Here is a 19,626-nt window from a genome sequence, read left to right on the forward strand (position 1 = left end):
CAAATTAATTTTGTACCCTACAAATTTGTAAAACTTTCTTAATACAACAAAGCAAAAATTAAAAAAAATACATTTGTTTCACTTTTTTCAAATAAAAACAATAAAAAAAGTATTAAAATTAGTTAAAAATTAAATATTTAACAAAAAGCAAGTAATTAAATGTTAATTTCATTTAAGAAATAATAACAATCACTTAAATTGATATTATCTATATTAAATCATCACTCCCCAGAGCTAAAACAATTTGAATATCAGCAACTTGAAATAAAAACAAACAAAAAACACCACTTTAAACCGTATAGATACTATGCTTTACATACTGATATAACTAAAGAAACAACTGGTCTTAAAAACAAAAAAACCGCCCGAAGGCGGTAAAAATATATTAAAATTGTATTGCAAATTAGTTTTGATTCCAGAATGGAGTGAACTGATTTCTTACGAATGCATCCGCACTTGAAATATTGGGCACATTTGATGAGTTTGCGACATACTCAGATACAGGATATATCAATCGATATGGTTTATTTGGTTTATTAGTCGTTGTTGCTAATGGAGTGTATGGGTAACCTGTTCTATTATAGTTGATAAATGACTGAACAGGATTTATACTTGTATTTGCAATCCAAGACTGTGTCATAATTGCTTCGATTTTTTGATCCATCGATCCTGTCCAACCTAACCCTGGTCTTAGGTTTGCAGAAGTAATATAAGTACCAACTGTTGCTCCTAAATAATCAAATGAAGCTTGTATTCCATCTTCAAAATGAGTTTGAGCATTCCCTAAGTTTACTGAAGGATACCTTAAAGATGCTTCTGCAAGAAGAAACTTAATTTCGGATTTAGACATGATTACTCCTGATTTAGTAGAACCAAGACTAATATTTGTAGCATTGTTTGCAGTAGATAGTTCACTTGTAATTCCTAGACCTATTCTTGAAACAGAATTATTCCCAGTTGGAGCACCAGGTTCACCAGCTAAAGCACCTTGTCGAATACCTTTCAAAGCACCGGAAACTAATGTAAATGCTCTTCCCCTTCTAGGATCAGCAAGCCCCGTATATTTATCATAAATATTTGATGGATTATTAGGTAATACTAAATTATTTGGATTACCATTTAATGCATTAGCGAAATGCTCTGAAACAGTAACAACTTGTCCTACTCTAGTTCCAGCCGTTGTTCTGATATATGTTCCATAAAAAGGGTTTTGTTGATCATCTGTAGCGGCTGAATAACCAGGATTTATCAAAACATCTTCACTAATAAAAGCAGCACCATTTAATGATGCTAGTTTTTGATCTCTGTAAGTAGCCTCAGAACCTGTAAGTCGACTCATTCTTACAAGGTATCTCAATTTGATCGTATTAGCAAATTGAATCCATTTAGTTGTTGATCCTCCAAAAATATTATCTGTTGAAGGATTCAAAGCTATTACATTTGATCCTGCATGCTGAATTAACGAAATAGCTTTTTCCAAATCTTCAATTTCAGCATGATAAATATTCTTATCATCATCATATTTGGGAGTCAAATTTGATTGATAATTAAATGCTTCAGAAAAAGGAGCATCTCCATACAAATCAACTATTGTCTGCATATAAAATGCTCGCATAATTTTAGCTGCCGCCACATAATAGTCCTGAGCTCCATCACTATTAGGATAGTTCTCTATTAGTTTATAGTTTGCCATGTTGCGGTATAATCCATCCCAAATGCCATTATAAAAACTATTATCTACAGTATTAAGGTTAAATTCTCTTACATAAGGAGAACCATAAACATATGAATTACCAGCCCATGAGTTCATCATTAAATTACCGAAAACATTCATGGTAGTTGCCTGAGTTCTAAATATCTGGGTATTTGTTCCTGGTAACAATAAATCCGGAGTTACCTCCTCAATATGAATGGCATTTGGATTTTCATTAATATCCAGGTATCTATTGCATGAATGAAAAGAGGCTAAAGCCAACGCTCCAATGATTAAAGAAGTACTTATCTTAATATTTTTCATAATTCTCGTCCAATTAAAAAGTTACATTTAAGTTAAATCCAAATGTTCTATAATTCGGATATTGTGTATCTAATGCTATTCCATTAGCATTACCATTACCGGAAGCTGTTTCCGGATCATTATAATTCAAATTATTATCTGCATATTTTATAAATGGATTTCTTGCAAAAACCCCTAAAGTAGCAGAATTGACAAAAGTGGATGCTAAAAGTGATTTTGGTAAACTATAGCTTAAAGCTATTTCTCTTACTTTTAATGCCGTTCCATCAACAACAAGATTTTCACCAATATTTCTTCCTGCACCTGTAAAATAAGACACCGCACCTCCATATTCCGGAGTATTTCCTACAGGAGTATTATTAGTAACGTAATTTCCATTAACAAGCTGCACAGAATTAGGTATAACATAACCTTTACTTCTATCATAATCAGCAGTCATAGGATCTGCACCAGTAAACATCAACAGCCTTTTAGACATTGAAATAAAGCTTGCACCTTTTCTGTAATCCATAGTACCAGAAAGAGTAAAGCCTTTAATTCTGAAATTAAGGTTCATTCCTAAAATATAGTCTGGATTTGCTTTTCCTAAAATTTCAAAAGTAGATGTTGTTAAAGGGTTTCCATTTGAGTCAACAATAATATTTCCATTGGGATCTCTCTGGTATTTCGTTCCTTTTATCATTGGCATTTTTTCACCTTTAATTGCAAAAATACCAACACCAGGAGTTGAATAACTTAATAAATTCACCTCATCCACTCCTTCTGGCAACTCTTTAATTCTAGCTATTGAAGAGGAATAAAATCCACGAATGTTTAATTCTATATCTTTACTTTTAATTGGCGTAATTCCTAACTCAAGCTCATATGTATTATTAACCATTCTTCCAAAATTATTCTGAAGACTTGCTAAACCTGTAGTTGAACTAGATGTTACACGAGTAATCAACCTTTTTGTATCTGACTGAGAATAAGAACCTGTTAAAGTCAATCGATCTTTAAAGAAGCCCAAATACAAGTTTGCTTCTTTTGTATAAACATTTTCAGGTCGTATAAGTTCTGAGGTAGGGTTTTGATTAGCAATATAAGCAGTATTGGTTCCAAATGGATAGCCTGTAGGGAATGATCCAATCTGGTCTACAGCATAAGCTGCTATTGGTGCGTTTCCTACACTTGTGTAGGATAGAGATATTTTTGCATAATTCAATATATCTCCTTTTAGGCTTTCGAAAGCATTAGTAGGTATAAAACTTAGACCGGCAGAAAAATACCCATAGCTTCGTAAATCCTGCTCATAAGTACCTGTTGGACGAACGGAAAAAACAGAGTTCCACTCTTGTCTATAAGTACCATTCAAATATAAATAATTTTTATATGACAAATCTAAGTTCCCTAATACTGCAAATACACGGCTTCTTAGTTGGTAATTATTTAACTGGTAAGCCAAATATGGATTCAAAACATTTGCATAATTATACCATTTGGCTATTTTAAGGTTTTCACCTCCAACCTCGTTAATTCTATAATTATTATCCTGAGTATTAATACCCGTATTAAGCTTTAATACGATATTATCCGTTAAATTATAATCGAAGTTTACTAATAAGTCCCCATAATAATTTGAAGTTTTAGAAAGACTCTGTCTAAACAGAGAGGTAACATCACCTGTTCCATAGTCAGAAAAATAGGTTCCGTCTATTCCTGTTCCTGTACCATTATACTGACGAGTAAATTTGAAACCATTATTATAATTATCAAAATCTCCCATCGTATTCTGCAAACCTCCTTTATATGTCACATTAATATGATCATTAAATTCATATTGAAGACCTATAATTGTTGAAATAAAATTAGTCTTGGCATTATATCTTTCATTTTGAATTGTCCAGTATGGGTTCAATGCATAAACACTATAGTTACCTTCTAATCCAGAATTTCTATAATTTCTAATATCAATATTGCTAGGCATTTGTAACATTTCTCCATATAGATCATGACTCGTCTCAGTAGTAGACCTGTAAATATAGTTAATATCACCATCTATTCTAAATTTGCCAAACTTCTTACCTGCCTTAAATAGAAATGAATTCTTAAGCATTTGATCTCCTTCGACCATGAAATCACTGCTCATTCTGTTTAAATTAAGATAAGCATAGGCATCAGATCCACCAACATTCATAGATATTCCATTCTGAAAAGTAACCCCCGTTTTAAAGAATTTTGCAAAATGGTCTTTAACTGGCGAATATTTTGCAAAAAGAAACTTTCCGTCTGCTTGTGGCAAACCAGTTTCTACATATTGCCCTCCAATATTCGGATCATCAAAAGCAGGTCCCCAAGAGGTATTCTCCCAAGGCACATGGTTGGTTCCATTATAATCTACACTGCTAAAAGTTTCGTCCTGAACACCTTGCCCATACTTAGTCTGGATTTTTGGCAATTTATAAACAGAAGAAAGTTCAACCGATGAAGTAAGATTGAACTGAATTTTTTGATTATTACTTCCTTTTTTTGTTGTAACAACAATAACCCCATTTACCCCTTGAGAACCATATAAAGCAGCTCCCTGAAGTCCTTTAATAACATTCACATTTTCAATGGCATCAGGAGGTAGTTGTTGAAATACAGCTGAGGAAGAAATCACATTATCTATAACAATAAGAGCTTGATTGTCACTTGTTATAGAACGAGTACCTCTTAATACAATTCTATTACTCGAGTTTACTCCCACATTCGTTGTTGTAATTTGCAAACCTGCAACTTTACCTGTCAATGACTGAACAGCATTTGGATTTGATGCTGCATTAAGTTCCTTAGTTCCTACAACCTGACTGGCTGCCGTAACAGCGTCTTGTTTCTTTTTAATCCCTAAGGCTCCAGTGACAACGATCTCCTCAATATTTTTGGTTTTTAGAGTATCTTTTGTGTTTTGGGCTGACATCATCACAAATGATGACGATAGTACAACCGCGAAAACACTCGCAGTTAATTTCTTCATATCAAATTCAATTATTTTTACAGATTACAAATATGTGAAACTTTCTTAAAATAACCAAAAAAAATGTTAAAGTTTTATAATTAACAAAAGTAACCATTTTAAAAACAGTCAAAAACTAACAACTTATCAAAGAAACTTCTTTTATTTCATCAATATGAAAAATACAATCAATTAACAAATTCAACAAAAAAAAATAAAAACAATGAATTATACTCTTTACAACAGTGAAAATAATAAGAAACATAGAAAATCATTTCCTACAAAATTTTATATTTTTGCATTGACAGAAACAATTTATGGAGCTAATAAAAAACTGGTCGAACCTTTACATCGAAGCTGGATGTGATGAAGTAGGAAGAGGATGTTTAAGTGGTCCGGTGGTAGCGGCAGCGGTAATTTTGGATGATGATTTCAAACAAAATCTGGTTAATGATTCAAAAAAACTAACGTTCAAAACTCGTATGGAATTGGATAGCTACATCAAAGATAATGTGAAAAACTATGCTATCGCAGAACTGCCGCCTTCCTTTATTGATGAATATAATATCCTCAACGCAAGTATTCACGCCATGCACCGTGCGCTGGATCAACTTACAATAACTCCGGAACTTATTTTGGTGGATGGTAATAAATTCCATCCTTATAACTACATCCCGCATCAATGTATTATTAAGGGAGATTCTAAAGTTTTATCCATTGCTGCAGCCTCTATTCTTGCTAAAAACTACAGGGATCAGCTTATGATTCAACTTCATGAAGAACATCCTGAATATGGCTGGGACACCAATTTTGGCTATGCTACAAAAAAACACCAGGAAGCCCTTATAAAATACGGTCCAACACCTCATCACAGACAATCTTTCAGGCTTAAATATGATTGAAAAGCACTCATTTTCAATTATTAAATTCGTAGACATCCATTAGAAATTTAAAATCTTTCTAAATAAAATACCCCATAAAAAAAGAGAAGCAATTGAATAATTGCTTCTCTTTTTAACTTATCATTAAGAAATTTATTTCTTCTTATTTCTCTGTTGTTCCTGAGTTTTTTGCTGCTCCTGAGCCTTCTCCATCATCTCTCTCATTCTCTTCTGGAATTTACCTTCTGCTTTCGGTTTTTCCTTATTAGACTGAATCTGAGCATGGATTTTTTTCTCATCCAGAATCACGTACTTAATAACAAGGATGATTAAGATGTTAATTGCATTCGATACAAAATAGTACCATGAAAGACCAGAAGCCGAAGTATTAAGGAAAAATAGGAATGTAATCGGGAAGATATACATTAACACCTTCATATTTGGCATTCCTTCCTGTTGAGGCTGCTGCATGTTTCCTGAAGTCATAACAGTATAAATCAAAATAACAACTGTACAGGCTAAAGCGAAAATACTTAAGTGGTCTCCAAGGAAAGGAACCTTAAACGGAAGTTTGATCAAATCATCATACGCCGTCAAGTCTTTTGCAAACCAGAACCCTTGTCCTCTAAGATCAATAAAGTTCGGGAAGAAACGGAATAAAGCATAGAAGATTGGAATCTGAACTAATGCCGGTAAACATCCCGCCATCTGATTTACTCCTGCTTTTCTGTAAACCTCCATCGTTGCCTGCTGTTTCTTCATCGGGTCTGCATCCTTGAATTTAGCATTTACCTCATCAATTTCAGGACGGATCACCTTCATCATTGCACTTAGCTTGTGCTGCTTATACATAATTGGTGAAAGGATCAGTTTCACAATGATTGTCATTACAAAAATTACCCAACCTGCTGATAATCCCCACGCAGCAATAATACTGTATAGCCACATGAAGAAATAACGGTTCATTGCTCCGATGAATGACCAACCTAACGGAAGGATTTCGTCAAAATTCTTATCGTAAGATTTAAGCAATGGTAAATCCAATGGCATAAAATACCATGTGAAATCCTGGTTCAGCTCACTTCCAGTCATCTGAACGAAACCTTCATAGTTGAATTTCTTCAGATATTCTCCTTCTTCAACATTTTCCTGGTTTCCTTTATTTTGAGTAAATCCGTTTTTAGCTTCAATTACTGAAGAGAAAAACTGCTGCTTTACACCAATCCAGTTAAGGGTTTCTTTTTCCTCTTCCATTGTGGTTCTTCCATCATAATCATAGTCTTTATAATTATTGAAAGCATAAGAAAACTCGGAGTGAGACTGCTCCTGAGCTCTACCCTTTTCCAGGTTTCTTACATTATAATCCCAAATGAAATCTGCTTTGTTATCAGAAGTAATTTTAGAAAGACCCTGAGTTCTTACTTTAAAATCAAGAGTATATTTTGGAAGCAGTGTGTAAATGAATTGAATAACAGCACCATTATAATCTGCAGTTAAGGTTACCGCATTTCCATTAACAGTAGGTAAGAAAACTAAATCTTTAGTATTAACAATCTTCCCTGTTTTATCTTTAAACTGAAAACCGTAGTTTGAGTTATTTTTAGTGATCAGATAAAGTGGCTGATCTGCATTGTCTGTTTTGTGATTGTAGGCTTTATATTTTAAAAGCTCTACTTTGGAAACCTGTCCTCCTAAGCTTGAAAATTCAAGTTTCAATTCATTATTTCCAAGGCTTGCCGTTTGGATTGCATTAGGAGTTACATTTGGATTGATATTATTTGCCTGAGTTTGCTTTACGGCATTTTTAGCCTGTTCCGTTTTTTGCTCCTGAGCTTTCAACTCCGCTTCTTTCGTTTGTTTGTTCTGGAAGTAGAACATAAAACCGAAGAGAACAAGGCATAAAACCGCGAAACTAATCATTTGCTTCTTATCGATTCCGTTGTTTTGTTGCATTTTATTTTATATTAAAATTTTAAATTTAAAATATACGTACGGGTGTACGTAATTTGAGCTGACAAAAATACTGTTTTTTTATCAAAACTCTATGCTTTACGTTGTTACTATATAATAAACTCAGGCTGATTATTCTCAGCCTGAGTTTATATGTAGACGTTTATGATAAAATTTTACCTTATTTCTTTTCGCAAGCTTTAATAAACGCTCTGAATAAAGGATGCGGTGTTGCTACCGTACTCTTATATTCCGGGTGATACTGAACTCCCACATAGAATGGATGATCAGGAAGTTCCAGCGCTTCTACCAAACCTGTTTCAGGGTTGGTACCTGTAGCAAGGAAACCATTCTTTTCAAATTCCTGAAGATAATCACTGTTGAATTCATAACGGTGACGGTGTCTTTCAGAAATATTTTTGGTTCCGTAGATATCGTTTAATTTAGATCCGTTTTTCAACGTACACTTCCATGCACCAAGACGCATTGTTCCTCCTTTATCTACTACATTTTTCTGTTCTTCCATCAAAGAAATTACAGGATCAGGAGTAGCGGTATCAAATTCCATAGAGTTTGCTTTGGTATGTCCTAAAACATTTCTTGCAAATTCAATCGTCATAATCTGCATTCCTAAACAGATTCCCAACATTGGAATTTTATTTTCTCTTGCATATTTTGCAGTAAGAACTTTTCCTTCAATTCCTCTGTCTCCGAAACCTGGAGCTACAAGAATACCATTCACACCTTTCAGTGTATCTTTGATATTTTCTTCCGTAATATCTCCACTGTATACCCATCTTACTTTTACTTCAGTTTCAAGGTCAGCTCCTGCATGTTTGAATGCTTCAGCAATAGAAATGTACGAATCCTGAAGAGAAACATATTTTCCAACCAATGCAATTTCAACAGTTTTCTTAGGGTTCTGGAATTTTTTAAGGAAACTCTTCCAGTCTTTAAGATCAGCATCTTTATCACTTTTCAGATCCAGCTCTTTCAAAACTACATCATCAAAATTTTGCTTCTGAAGATACATTGGAACTTCATAGATGGTTTCAAGATCTTTACATTCGATAACGTTATCTAAAGGAACATTACAGAACTGAGCTAATTTTGCTCTCTGATCTTTAGGAATTTTATGTTCTGTTCTACAAACTAAAACATCCGCCATAATTCCGCTTTCCATCAACTGACGAACGGAGTGCTGGGATGGTTTTGTTTTCAATTCTCCACTTGAAGCCAGATAAGGCAATAAAGTAAGGTGAATCACCATAGAATTGCTCTCTCCCAATTCCCATTTCAACTGTCGAACAGTTTCAATGTAGGGTAAAGATTCAATATCCCCGACAGTTCCACCGATCTCAGTAATGATGATATCGTAGTTCTGTTTTGAAAGGATTTTAATTCTACGTTTGATTTCGTTAGTAATATGAGGAATTACCTGAACTGTTTTTCCAAGGAAATCTCCTTTTCTTTCTTTTTCAATTACAGTCTGGTAGATTTTTCCTGTAGTAACGTTGTTGTTTTGGGATGTAGGAGCATCAAGGTAACGCTCGTAGTGGCCTAAATCCAGATCCGTCTCTGCACCATCTTCAGTCACATAACACTCTCCGTGCTCATAAGGATTCAAAGTTCCTGGGTCGATATTGATATAAGGATCTAATTTTTGGATCGTTACATTAAAGCCGCGTGATTTTAGTAGAAGTCCCAGAGAAGCAGAAACGATTCCCTTTCCCAAAGATGAAGTTACACCTCCTGTCACAAAGATGTACTTTGTATTCTTTTTACTCATTAGATTAGGTTTGTGCAAAGTTAGGGGAAAAAGAAATACAAAGCAATCTTTTAGATTTTGAAAATAGTAAAACACCCTTCAAACAACTATAAAACCAGATAAAAATTTTTATTAATATTGATATAAACAAATGAAACAAAGCTATAACCAAAAGGATTTTCGTCTATCAGCAAAAAAGGTTTTCCACTCACATGGAAAACCTTTTTATAGTTCATATTCTATAATATTACAGCTTCGTCAATTCAAAGTAAGCTGTTACTTCAACATCTTTCGCGATTCCGGCTCCTGAAGGATCATATTTGATTCCATAATCCAGACGATTCACGGTAAATTTTGTGTGGATCCCCATTATCTCTTTTCCATCCTTATTTTTTGTAATTCCTCCAAACGTAAGCGGAGCAGTGATTTCTTTTTCCACGCCCTTCATCGTCAGTTTCCCTTTTACAATATAATTGTTGTTTTTATCTTTTGTAACGGAAGAACTTTTAAATTCAATCGTAGGATATTTAGCAACATCGAAAAATTCTTCACTGATAAGATGCCTGTCTCTCATATCCACTCCTGTATTAATAGAAGGAACACTGATAGAAAAGTTCAAATCGGCATTATCCAGGTTAGCACTACCAGTGGCTGCTTTCCCGTCAAATTTATCAAATCTTCCCTGCACAAAACTGATTCCCATGTGCTTGATATTAAAGTTGATTGATGAATGCATCTGGTCCACCTGCCAGCTTCCCTGTGCAAAAGCAACAATACTTAAAAGCGTAAATGCGAAAGATAAAAATACTTTTTTCATTGTAATTATATTTTACATTAATATATTTTAATTGAATGAAGCTAAGATATGAAAGATATTCCTACCATTCATAGATTAGTTTTTAATATTAAATCCATTTACATTCTGAAAGAAAAATGCTTTTTTTATAACTTCGCAGTATGGCAAAACTGAAAACAGCATATTTCTGTCAAAACTGCGGAACCCAGTATCCTCAATGGCTGGGGCAATGTAAAAATTGTGGAGAATGGAACACTTTAGTAGAAGAGGTGGTAGAAAAACCTTCTCACAAAACTCCTCCTTTTTCAAAAACGAAACAACATGTTATCAATATTGTTGAAGTGGAAACCAGTGAAGAGCCGAGAATAAAAACCCCTTCCGAAGAACTGAACCGTGTTTTAGGAGGAGGAATTGTTTTGGGTTCTGTGACTCTGATTGGTGGTGAACCGGGCATCGGGAAATCTACTCTGCTCCTTCAGCTGGCTTTGAAAATGAAGAAGAAAATCTTCTACGTTTCTGGTGAAGAAAGTGCTTCTCAGATTAAAATGAGAGCAGACAGACTTACCGATATTCAAAACCCGAACTGTTTCCTTTTCACGGAAACATCATTGGAAAAAATTCTTCATGAGGCCAAAAAACTGGAGCCGGATTTCATGATCATCGACTCTATCCAGACCCTGCAGTCTCAGCTGATAGAAAGCTCTCCGGGGACCGTATCCCAAATCCGGGAATGCTCCAATGAAATCATTAAATATGCCAAAGAAAATAATACTCCGGTATTTCTTGTAGGACACATTACCAAAGACGGACAGATTGCCGGACCAAAGGTTCTGGAGCATATGGTAGATGTTGTTCTGAATTTTGACGGAGACCGAAATCACCTTTTCAGATTATTAAGAGCTAATAAAAACCGTTTTGGTTCTACTTCAGAGATTGGAATTTATGAAATGATCTCACAAGGATTGAAAGAGATTAAAAACCCTTCTGAAATTCTGATCACCAAGAAATTTGAAGAACTTTCCGGAAACTCTGTGGCGGTAACCCTTGAAGGAAACCGACCTATGCTTCTGGAGATTCAGGCGCTGGTAAGTACAGCTGTTTATGGTACTCCTCAAAGAAGCTGCACCGGTTTTGATTCCAAAAGACTGAATATGCTTTTGGCCGTACTGGAAAAAAGAGCTGGTTTTCAATTGGGTGCCAAAGACGTCTTCCTGAATATTACCGGAGGAATAAAAACAGATGATCCGGCACTGGATCTTGCAGTGATTGCTTCTGTTCTTTCATCCAACGAAGACATTGCTATTTCTGAACATTACTGTTTTGCCGGAGAAATTGGTCTGAGTGGTGAAATCCGTCCGGTAGCCCAGATTGAACAGAGAATTACTGAAGCGGAAAAATTGGGTTATGAAAAAATATTTGTTTCCAACCTTAATAAAATCCCGAAAAGAAAATTCGGAATCAAGATTGAAGAAGTGAGTAAGATTGAAGATTTTCATGAGAGGCTTTTCTAATGGGAATGGTGAATTTTGCTGCGCAAGTCAATCGTCAATCAGAATGGGGATAAAAAATTCACAAGCGAAGCGTATTGACTATTCACAATTCACTATTATCAAACATTCACATTTAATTCATACCTTTAAATTATGAATTATCTGGCGCATTCTTTTCTTTCTTTTACCGACGGTCAGATCGTGGGGCAGTTTCTTGAAGACTTTATCCGTAACAGAGATCGTTTTACTTTCCCGAAAGATATTCAGGACGGAATTACCCTTCATAGAGCAATTGATACTTTTACAGACTCCCATCCTGCTATTCATGAAGCCAAAAAGGTATACGCTCCTTTGGTAAGACTTTATGCCGGAGCATTTGTAGATGTCTCGATGGATCATTTTGTAGCGAAAGACCTTTCTCTGCATTCTCTGGCAGAATGGAAAGCGCATTCCCTTAAGGTTTATCGTGTTTTAAATGCCCATGAACAGTGGCTACCTGAAAACTTTAAAAAGATGCTGGTGAAAATGGAACACGACGACTGGCTTTATAATTACCGTGAAGACTGGGGAATTAAATTCAGTATTCAGAATGTACTGAATAAAGCGAAATATCTGGATAAAGATATTCCTGTTTTTGAAGCTTTTTTGAAGAACAAAGACCATCTTCAGCAGTGTTATGACGATTTTTTTCCTGATCTTTTAACCCATGTAAAGGGAATTAATGCTCTTTTACAACTGGACAATTAGTTTAAAATAAAAACACTTACCTTATAATAAAAGATAAGTGTTCTATAAATTTGTGTTATTAGAATTTTTTATGCCTGAATACTTTATAGAAAAGCTTTTGGGAACACTTTTCTATTAAAGTTCTTTCATAATAATATTAGTCTCCAATTCTGAATACTAAGAGCTGAGTGGAAGCTGCCGCAAGAGTCATCCCGGTACCTGAACAGTTTCCGGACTGCCCTCTTCCCAGACGAATAGGCCAGGTTCTTCCGGCTGGAACCGTAGTAGAATAAGTGATAGCACCTCCGTGATTGGATAAAATACCTGAATTATGGTAGGCTGTACTATGAATCCTTTGAGTACCGGAAACTCCTGTAGGAAAATCAACAATGTATGAGCTGTTTCTACATTTATCAGCCTCTACTGTAGTTCCGTTATCATTGTTATGAAGCGCTTCATATACAAAAGTGATCTGATAAGTTCCTGCCGGAAATGTAATAGTACTGGTAGCTGCATTATAGCTCATCCCTGAGATTGAATTCTTTATAGCAGTCATTGGAACAACGGATAAACTTCCTGCTGCAAAACCATTAAGGAAATCGGCCTGAGCTGTTTCCAGTCTGAAAAGAGCTGGATTTGGAATAGATAATGCTCCAAGTGTACCAATGGTTTTCACAACACCGGTAGCATCCAACACCATAAGTGGGTCTGTGGTTGTATTTCCAGTTGTGGTTCCCTGTAAACGTAAAGGATCTGTGCCATTAATATGTAGTTTGTTGGTAGGAGCCGCAGTTCCCACTCCTACTCTATCATTCGCAGCATCTACCGATAAAGTAGTACCGTCTACAGAAAAAGCATTTACAGCTGTTCCCGTAAAAGCAAGCGTATTACTTCCTTGTGTTACGGCACGGTTTCCGGTTAAAGTTCCATCTGTATTATAGATATTAACGGAACTTGTTGCAGGAATAGCTTTCCAGGTTCCTACCCCTGCAGCATCAGAAGTAAGGACATATCCGTTAGATTGATTTCCGTCTACAATTTTTATAGCTGCTACCGGAACGGCAGGTGTTCCTGCAGACTGAACATCTAACTTTGTATCGGGAACAGCTGTTCCAATTCCCACATTTCCTGAAGACTTTATCGTCATTCTTGCAGCATAATCTGTAGCATTTCTTGTGAAAACCTGTAATCCTGCATAATTATTTGCGGCATCCCTGTCTATTCCTATAATCGATGCTCCTGTAATACCAGAAGGGCTTGTTGAAGGAATAAATTCAATTCCTCCAAATAAGGTATTAGTGACATTATTGTTGTATAGGGTAATATTTCTTGGAGTTGCCTGACCACAGGGAGCCCCACAATTATCAATCCCTGCAGACAAAATATCTGTTACATTTCCAGCGACCGGATTTAGTACGGATAAAAAACTGGAGGGGGCAGCCGTCCCTATTCCTACTCTTCTGTTAAGTGCATCTACTGAAAAGTTATTACCGTTCACAGAAAAAGCATTTGTGGCATTTGCAGTAAAAGCCAATGTGTTACTTCCCTGGGTTACCGTTCTATTTCCGGTTAACGTTCCATTGGTATTATAAATATTAGTATCAATGGCATTTCCTGGATTATGAAGCTTAACCCATGCTGAACCGTTATAATAATAATAGCCTACAGCATCAATATTTACTGCATTTCCAGCTTGTGAGCCATTTCCCACACTATTCACATAGATCATTGTAGAAGTTGGAATTGCTGTCATGCTTTGGGCTCTCAATCTGTCTACGCGGGTTACTAAAAAGCCATCTACAGCATTAGAAGTTCCTGTTGGATTTTTTGCTGTAATATCCAATGTTGCAGTTGGATTAGCTGTATTAATCCCTACTTGTGCAAAAACAAAACTACTTATTGATAGTAGTGTTAGTGTAATGTTCTTTCTTTTCATTTTCATATTAAGTTGTTTAATAATTTGGATAATTTTTGATTTGCTTTGATGAAACATGAACATTTAAAGGGTTTCATCCGAAAAAATCAAAAAATTAGAGTAAAGTTTGGGTGGACTATTGTCTGATCAGTTTTGACTATAGAAAATTGTAATTGGTAAAAGGAATAGATAATAAATGTATTTCACTTCATATTAAAATTGATTTAATTATTATAACTCAAAAAAAACAGTAATAAATTATTAAAATAATATTAAAAAACATACAATAATATATAAATTAAATTTCAAAAATTAATCAATAATCGCAAATATTCCATAAAAATAGTTAAAATATTAAAAATATAACAAAATAAAATGTTAATAATTAAATTTTAACATTTTATCAATTTAATAACGAAAAAAAATTAGTCGATATGAAGTGATTTATTTAATCCTATTTCTGTTAGAAAATAGTGAAGAAAAAATAAAGCAGTAATATGAATTACTGCTTTGCTAGCTTATCCTAATATAAAAAAATTAAAATGTTTTAAACATATACCGATTGGGGTACGACAACTTTTCACTGTTCCTGTGTCCGTTCACAATAATATGCACAATGTTGATCTGATCATCAAAGAGATTATACAGAAAACTTACGGCAGTTTCTACTTTTTTCGGGACAGCTACAGGTTCCGATTCCATAAACACATTTACAGATTCCTGGTCTTCTTCATAACCGATATAGTTTACCTTCAAAAATTTGCTATCAGCTTTTAGTTTAAAATATTCTGAACAATATTTTTGCAGCGCATCATTCAATTTAGCTTTGTATTTTTCGTCATTAAAATGAAAAGCGCCTCCATATTTTTTTCCCAGACCATTTTCCATATCATCAAGAAAAAACCGTCCTGTCACTTCAAATGTTCTGGATTTTGAATTATAATTAATTTCTACAGAGCCTACGTGATAGGGGTGAAAAGCTTCACGCTCCGTAAAACTCTGAAAAGCCACTGTTAATAGTAAAAGAAAACTCCAAAAAAATTTACCTGACATGAATCTTATTTTACAGCAAATATAAAAAAAGCAGCAATTATAAAAACTGCTGCTTTTTATGATCATAGATTAATAAGATTATTGCTTCATTACTTTTTTAGTAACTTTTGTGTTATCATCCAGTGCAATAGTAAACAGATAGGTACCTCTTACCAGCTCTGACACATCAATTTTACCTGAATTGACATTCACATTGACCGTTTTAATCAATTTTCCTGAAACATCATAAATGGTTACCGTTCCTTTAGAATATCTGCCCAGCGTCACATTAACAAAGTCCTTAGCAGGATTCGGAGTGATATTCACTTCTGAATTCATTTTTACATCGGCTGTCCCTAATGTTGCTCCTGTTTTAACAAAATAACCACCGAAACCTGTTGTCTGAAAGCTCACTTCCCAATATTGATAGGTGTCATTCCAGATAATATCTGCAATATCAGGTGTAATAACTGTGGCGGTTCCTCCAAAAGAAGCAATTGTTCCCGTAGTACTTGTTCCCGTGTATTTTTCAATAAGAAGATTCGCTTTATTCGCAACATCAGAAGGAGAAGTAGGTAATTTCACTCCATTGGTGAGATTATACGCATCGAAATCACTCTGTTTAAAATATAAAGTTACTTTTCCGGTTGCAGTAGCAGTATTTGCATCCGAATTGATTTCATATCTTCTGGCTACATAATTGGGCTGTGCATTATCTACCCATACCTTTGAGGTAACATTTCCTGTTACCGTACTGGCCGTTTGTTTTTCTAGTCTTGAGATAAGCTGACATGCATTTGTAAAATAGTTATAACCATTGGCCACTGTACTGGCTTTCGTTTGGTTGGAAGTGGCTAAGTTCTTTACTTCAGCAATGTTTTCATAGACTACAGCTCTCATTTTCAAATCAAATGTTCTTGAAGTCCACGTTGTACCATCTGTAGAAGTTTTAGATCTGTTATTCAATACAGCATTCTCGGCTTTCATGGCAATTCTTCCTCCCAATCCGTTTACGACAATATAAAATTCTTTTCCGGTTACCATTTGTACATTCAGATCTGAAAGATTCACATAATTCCAGGTAAATCTCTGAACGTTATTAAGCCATGAAGTAATGGTTTTAGTCGCTATAATATCTCCGGGGTTTCCATTGGCATCGACTTTTCTGATTTGAATATCAACCGGAATATCTGAAGGCAGTGAAGTCCCTGTTAAAAATGAAAAACCTCCCAACTTCCCTGTTAATGTGGGCGTATACCTTACTGCCAGCGCAATATTATCAAAGTAATAATTAGATTCTGTATTAGCAATAATGTATGGTTCATCATACCCTACAGTCTCAAAATTAGATTTCACACATCCTAATTCATCAGTAACTGCTTTATAAATATCTAGTTTACCATACCCCCATCTCATATTTGGAACGGTTCCTGTTGCCCCATCCACTCTTGCATTAGCTGTAAGACGGGCTTTAACCTGTGCTGCCGTCAATGTAGGATTAGCCTGAAGCAATAACCCGACAGCTCCTGCTACCCCCGGTGAAGACATGCTTGTTCCCTGGTTTTTCACATAATAATTGGTTCCTGCAATAATATCCGTTGCGCCAGGAGCAGAATCAGCCGATCTGGAAGAAATGACATTCTGCCCTGAAGCTGCAATATCTGGTTTCTGGACACCATCTACTCTTGGCCCCTGCGAACTAAACGATGAGATGGATTCCTGTGGAGTAAGGGTAAAATAACCACTTGTTCCGCTGTACCAACTGGCTCTTCCCATGTATGAAGCTACTGTAATCGCATTGGAAGCATTTCCCGGACTTCCCACAATATATTCATTATCCCCGTTTTGTAAGGTGGTTTGCACTCCCTGACTATACAGCCAACCGTGGGCTGTGATCTGCTGTGTGCCGTTATTGGTAATTTCCAATGTATAATTCCCCTGAACATTGGTGGTTCCTGAAGTTCTGGTAATTACCAGCTGAACATATCTTTTGTTGTTGTCATTGCTCCAATAGTTATACATTGTTGCTGTAAGTCCTCCTCCCAGAATACTGTGAGCTGTAGTGGTGCTTATGTTCTGAGTATATTGCTGGCCATCGGGAGTAGTTAGCTTTGCCGTAACAGGTGTGTTATCGTTGGCATACATTATAAATGAAAATACTGTAGCTGACGAAGTATTACTGGCCACCGTAAAATTATAAGTCTGAGAAGCATTAGCGGCAATATCAACTTTTCTGTGAAGATTAGCTCCGTAATCATTACCTGCCGAAATAACAACAACTCTTCCCGCTCCTGAAGTGGTAAAGCTATTAACCGCTACTTCATGGCTGGAGGTGCCGTCGTGAGCACTGCTCTGGCCACCGATACTCATATTGACAACAATAGGTTTATTGAGTGCCGTTGCCACATTTTTAAAATAGGTTAAAGCATTAATGGTATTTGTTGTAGGAAAAGATCCGTTTCCTCCTTTCACAAAAACAATATCTGCATCAGATGAAAACCCTTTATGTCTTTTATCGGTAAAAGCGGAACCATTTCCGGCTGCAGTACCTGAAACATGGGTACCATGGCCATTGGTATCATTTTCACGAACAAAACCTGCGGGTGTACCATCCAGTTCATCTTCGATCTGTGCTTTTGTGTATTCCACACCAGTAGCAAACCCTACCGGGGCGGTTTCGCCCGCCTGAGCAGTCAATGTCTGATCCCAGATGGAAACAATTCTGCTTTTGGTCTGATCATCAGCTTTTCTGAAATCGGGGTGTTTCCAGTCTATTCCACTGTCATAAATTCCTACTAACACTCCTGTTCCATTATAAGCTGTGTTATTGAAAACACCATCCTGCAAAAGACTTGCTCCGGACTGAGCACGACTCACGTCATTATGAAGTTCGTCAAACTCAGGTCCCATTACAGAGGTTACATACGGAAGCTGAGTCAGTCTTTCAATATCTTCAATAGAAACTAAAGCTGTGGAAAAAGCAGGAAACTGGCTTTGTATAAGAAATCCGTCTGCTTTTAATTTTTCAGGCTCTTTAGTATAAACAATACATGAATACATAGTCTGCGCTCCTTTTGAAGTCACTACCAGGTGCTGGTCAAGTTTCATATCAGGACGTTCCAGTTCTTTTACAGCTCTTCCGTTAGCAATACTTTCTTTATTTTTCAGTAAAATATCAAACCGGGAATCCAGTTTCTGTACCTGCCCGTAAAAAGCGTAGGAATACAATCCCAAAAAGGCTGCTGTAGCATTTCTAAGAAGCTTCGCTCCTCCATGTGAAATGTTTACATTTGTAAAAAATAATTTTTTAATATCCATATTTCATTTTTAATCAGTACAATTATACAATTTTTATTTAAAAAAGAAATAATATAAAATATTAACAAACATTAAGCGTAAAAATTAAATCAAATAATAAAATCAACAACAATTTAACAATATATTCAAAATATAAAATTTTTTAATCAAAATGCAGGATTTTCTTTTTTATTTAAACCTTGGATGGGAACATATTATTTCTCTGGATGCCCTTGATCATCAGCTTTTTGTTTTAGCTTTGATTGCAGTTTACTCTTACAGTGACTGGAAAAAAATCCTGATTCTTGTGACTGCGTTCACCATTGGGCATTCTATTACATTAGCTTTAAGTATTCTGGATGTTTTCAGAGTTCCTTCTGATTGGGTAGAGTTTTTAATTCCTTTAACCATTGTTCTGACTTCACTGGATAATATTATCATGAAAAATCAGAAACAGACTTTGATGCGGGCCAACTATTATCTTGCACTGATCTTCGGTCTTGTTCATGGAATGGGATTCGCCAACACGGCAAGAGTAATGATTGCTAAAAGCCAAAGTATTGCTTTACCTCTCCTAGGGTTTAATATTGGTTTGGAACTTGGCCAGATTGTCATTGTTGCTGCCATTTTAATCATCCTGTTTATTTCACTCAACCTTTTCAAAGTGAATAAAAAAGACTGGATACTCTTTGTTTCTTCCGGGGTATTTGCTTTATCCTTAAAAATGACTTTGGAAAGAATTCCTTTTTAAAAGTTAAATATTCTCATTAATTCAACAGG

General features: G+C 35.5%; 12 protein-coding genes. 4 read left to right on the forward strand and 8 right to left on the reverse strand.

All coding sequences use genetic code 11. The annotated features are described in order from the left end of the window. Nucleotides 1-403 precede the first annotated feature (403 nt). Nucleotides 404-2,017, reverse strand: coding sequence for a SusD/RagB family nutrient-binding outer membrane lipoprotein (locus DDF69_RS02260; RefSeq protein WP_114819352.1), 1,614 nt, complete (start codon nt 2,015-2,017; stop codon nt 404-406). A gap of 13 nt (nt 2,018-2,030) precedes the next feature. After that, on the reverse strand, nt 2,031-5,012 hold the full coding sequence (locus DDF69_RS02265; RefSeq protein ID WP_114819353.1) for a SusC/RagA family TonB-linked outer membrane protein: 2,982 nt from the start codon (nt 5,010-5,012) through the stop codon (nt 2,031-2,033). A 296-nt stretch (nt 5,013-5,308) separates the two neighbouring features. On the opposite strand from DDF69_RS02265, the gene DDF69_RS02270 reads away from it, so the two are divergent. Further along, nucleotides 5,309-5,893: a ribonuclease HII gene (locus DDF69_RS02270; RefSeq protein WP_114819354.1), complete on the forward strand. Its 585-nt coding sequence runs from the start codon at nt 5,309-5,311 to the stop codon at nt 5,891-5,893. 132 nt (nt 5,894-6,025) lie between these two features. On the opposite strand, the gene yidC is transcribed toward DDF69_RS02270, so the two are convergent. The 3 genes from yidC to DDF69_RS02285 form a co-directional block, all read right to left on the reverse strand. Continuing rightward, nucleotides 6,026-7,825: a membrane protein insertase YidC gene (gene yidC, locus DDF69_RS02275; RefSeq protein WP_114819355.1), complete on the reverse strand. Its 1,800-nt coding sequence runs from the start codon at nt 7,823-7,825 to the stop codon at nt 6,026-6,028. Between the two features lie 178 nt (nt 7,826-8,003). Next, on the reverse strand, nt 8,004-9,611 hold the full coding sequence (locus DDF69_RS02280) for a CTP synthase (protein WP_079243182.1): 1,608 nt from the start codon (nt 9,609-9,611) through the stop codon (nt 8,004-8,006). 226 nt (nt 9,612-9,837) lie between these two features. Beyond that, on the reverse strand, nt 9,838-10,407 hold the full coding sequence (locus DDF69_RS02285; protein WP_114819356.1) for a YceI family protein: 570 nt from the start codon (nt 10,405-10,407) through the stop codon (nt 9,838-9,840). 140 nt (nt 10,408-10,547) lie between these two features. Here DDF69_RS02285 and radA point away from each other — a divergent pair, with 140 nt between their 5' ends. Both radA and DDF69_RS02295 read left to right on the forward strand, forming a co-directional pair. After that, nucleotides 10,548-11,897 (forward strand): DNA repair protein RadA, encoded by a 1,350-nt coding sequence (gene radA, locus DDF69_RS02290; RefSeq protein ID WP_047435193.1) that lies wholly within the window; start codon nt 10,548-10,550, stop codon nt 11,895-11,897. A 132-nt stretch (nt 11,898-12,029) separates the two neighbouring features. Beyond that, entirely contained in the window at nt 12,030-12,623 is a 594-nt protein-coding gene (locus tag DDF69_RS02295; RefSeq protein WP_114819357.1) for an ACP phosphodiesterase, read from the forward strand. Nucleotides 12,624-12,759: 136 nt separating this feature from the next. On the opposite strand, the gene DDF69_RS02300 is transcribed toward DDF69_RS02295, so the two are convergent. From DDF69_RS02300 to DDF69_RS02315, 3 genes are all read right to left on the reverse strand, one after another. After that, complete coding sequence (locus DDF69_RS02300; RefSeq protein ID WP_162800854.1) at nt 12,760-14,538, reverse strand: hypothetical protein; 1,779 nt, start codon at nt 14,536-14,538, stop codon at nt 12,760-12,762. 516 nt (nt 14,539-15,054) lie between these two features. Next, nucleotides 15,055-15,570: a DUF6702 family protein gene (locus tag DDF69_RS02310; RefSeq protein ID WP_114819360.1), complete on the reverse strand. Its 516-nt coding sequence runs from the start codon at nt 15,568-15,570 to the stop codon at nt 15,055-15,057. 78 nt (nt 15,571-15,648) lie between these two features. Further along, on the reverse strand, nt 15,649-18,867 hold the full coding sequence (locus DDF69_RS02315) for a S8/S53 family peptidase (RefSeq protein ID WP_114819361.1): 3,219 nt from the start codon (nt 18,865-18,867) through the stop codon (nt 15,649-15,651). A 151-nt stretch (nt 18,868-19,018) separates the two neighbouring features. Here DDF69_RS02315 and DDF69_RS02320 point away from each other — a divergent pair, with 151 nt between their 5' ends. Then, a complete protein-coding gene (locus DDF69_RS02320; RefSeq protein ID WP_047435205.1) occupies nt 19,019-19,597 on the forward strand; it encodes a HupE/UreJ family protein in 579 nt (192 codons plus the stop codon). Nucleotides 19,598-19,626: the final 29 nt, after the last annotated feature.

The sequence above is a fragment of the Chryseobacterium sp. KLBC 52 genome (assembly GCF_003347605.1).
In the GTDB taxonomy this organism is placed as follows: domain Bacteria; phylum Bacteroidota; class Bacteroidia; order Flavobacteriales; family Weeksellaceae; genus Chryseobacterium.

Bases quoted from the DNA above. Each gene is read 5' to 3' on its own strand.
- DDF69_RS02315 (WP_114819361.1), bottom strand. From the start codon at position 18,867: ATGGATATTAAAAAATTATTTTTTACAAATGTAAACATTTCACATGGA.
- DDF69_RS02310 (WP_114819360.1), bottom strand. From the start codon at position 15,570: ATGTCAGGTAAATTTTTTTGGAGTTTTCTTTTACTATTAACAGTGGCT.
- DDF69_RS02295 (WP_114819357.1), top strand. From the start codon at position 12,030: ATGAATTATCTGGCGCATTCTTTTCTTTCTTTTACCGACGGTCAGATC.
- yidC (WP_114819355.1), bottom strand. From the start codon at position 7,825: ATGCAACAAAACAACGGAATCGATAAGAAGCAAATGATTAGTTTCGCG.
- DDF69_RS02265 (WP_114819353.1), bottom strand. From the start codon at position 5,012: ATGAAGAAATTAACTGCGAGTGTTTTCGCGGTTGTACTATCGTCATCA.
- DDF69_RS02260 (WP_114819352.1), bottom strand. From the start codon at position 2,017: ATGAAAAATATTAAGATAAGTACTTCTTTAATCATTGGAGCGTTGGCT.
- DDF69_RS02285 (WP_114819356.1), bottom strand. From the start codon at position 10,407: ATGAAAAAAGTATTTTTATCTTTCGCATTTACGCTTTTAAGTATTGTT.
- DDF69_RS02320 (WP_047435205.1), top strand. From the start codon at position 19,019: ATGCAGGATTTTCTTTTTTATTTAAACCTTGGATGGGAACATATTATT.
- DDF69_RS02300 (WP_162800854.1), bottom strand. From the start codon at position 14,538: ATGAAAAGAAAGAACATTACACTAACACTACTATCAATAAGTAGTTTT.
- DDF69_RS02270 (WP_114819354.1), top strand. From the start codon at position 5,309: ATGGAGCTAATAAAAAACTGGTCGAACCTTTACATCGAAGCTGGATGT.
- DDF69_RS02280 (WP_079243182.1), bottom strand. From the start codon at position 9,611: ATGAGTAAAAAGAATACAAAGTACATCTTTGTGACAGGAGGTGTAACT.
- radA (WP_047435193.1), top strand. From the start codon at position 10,548: ATGGCAAAACTGAAAACAGCATATTTCTGTCAAAACTGCGGAACCCAG.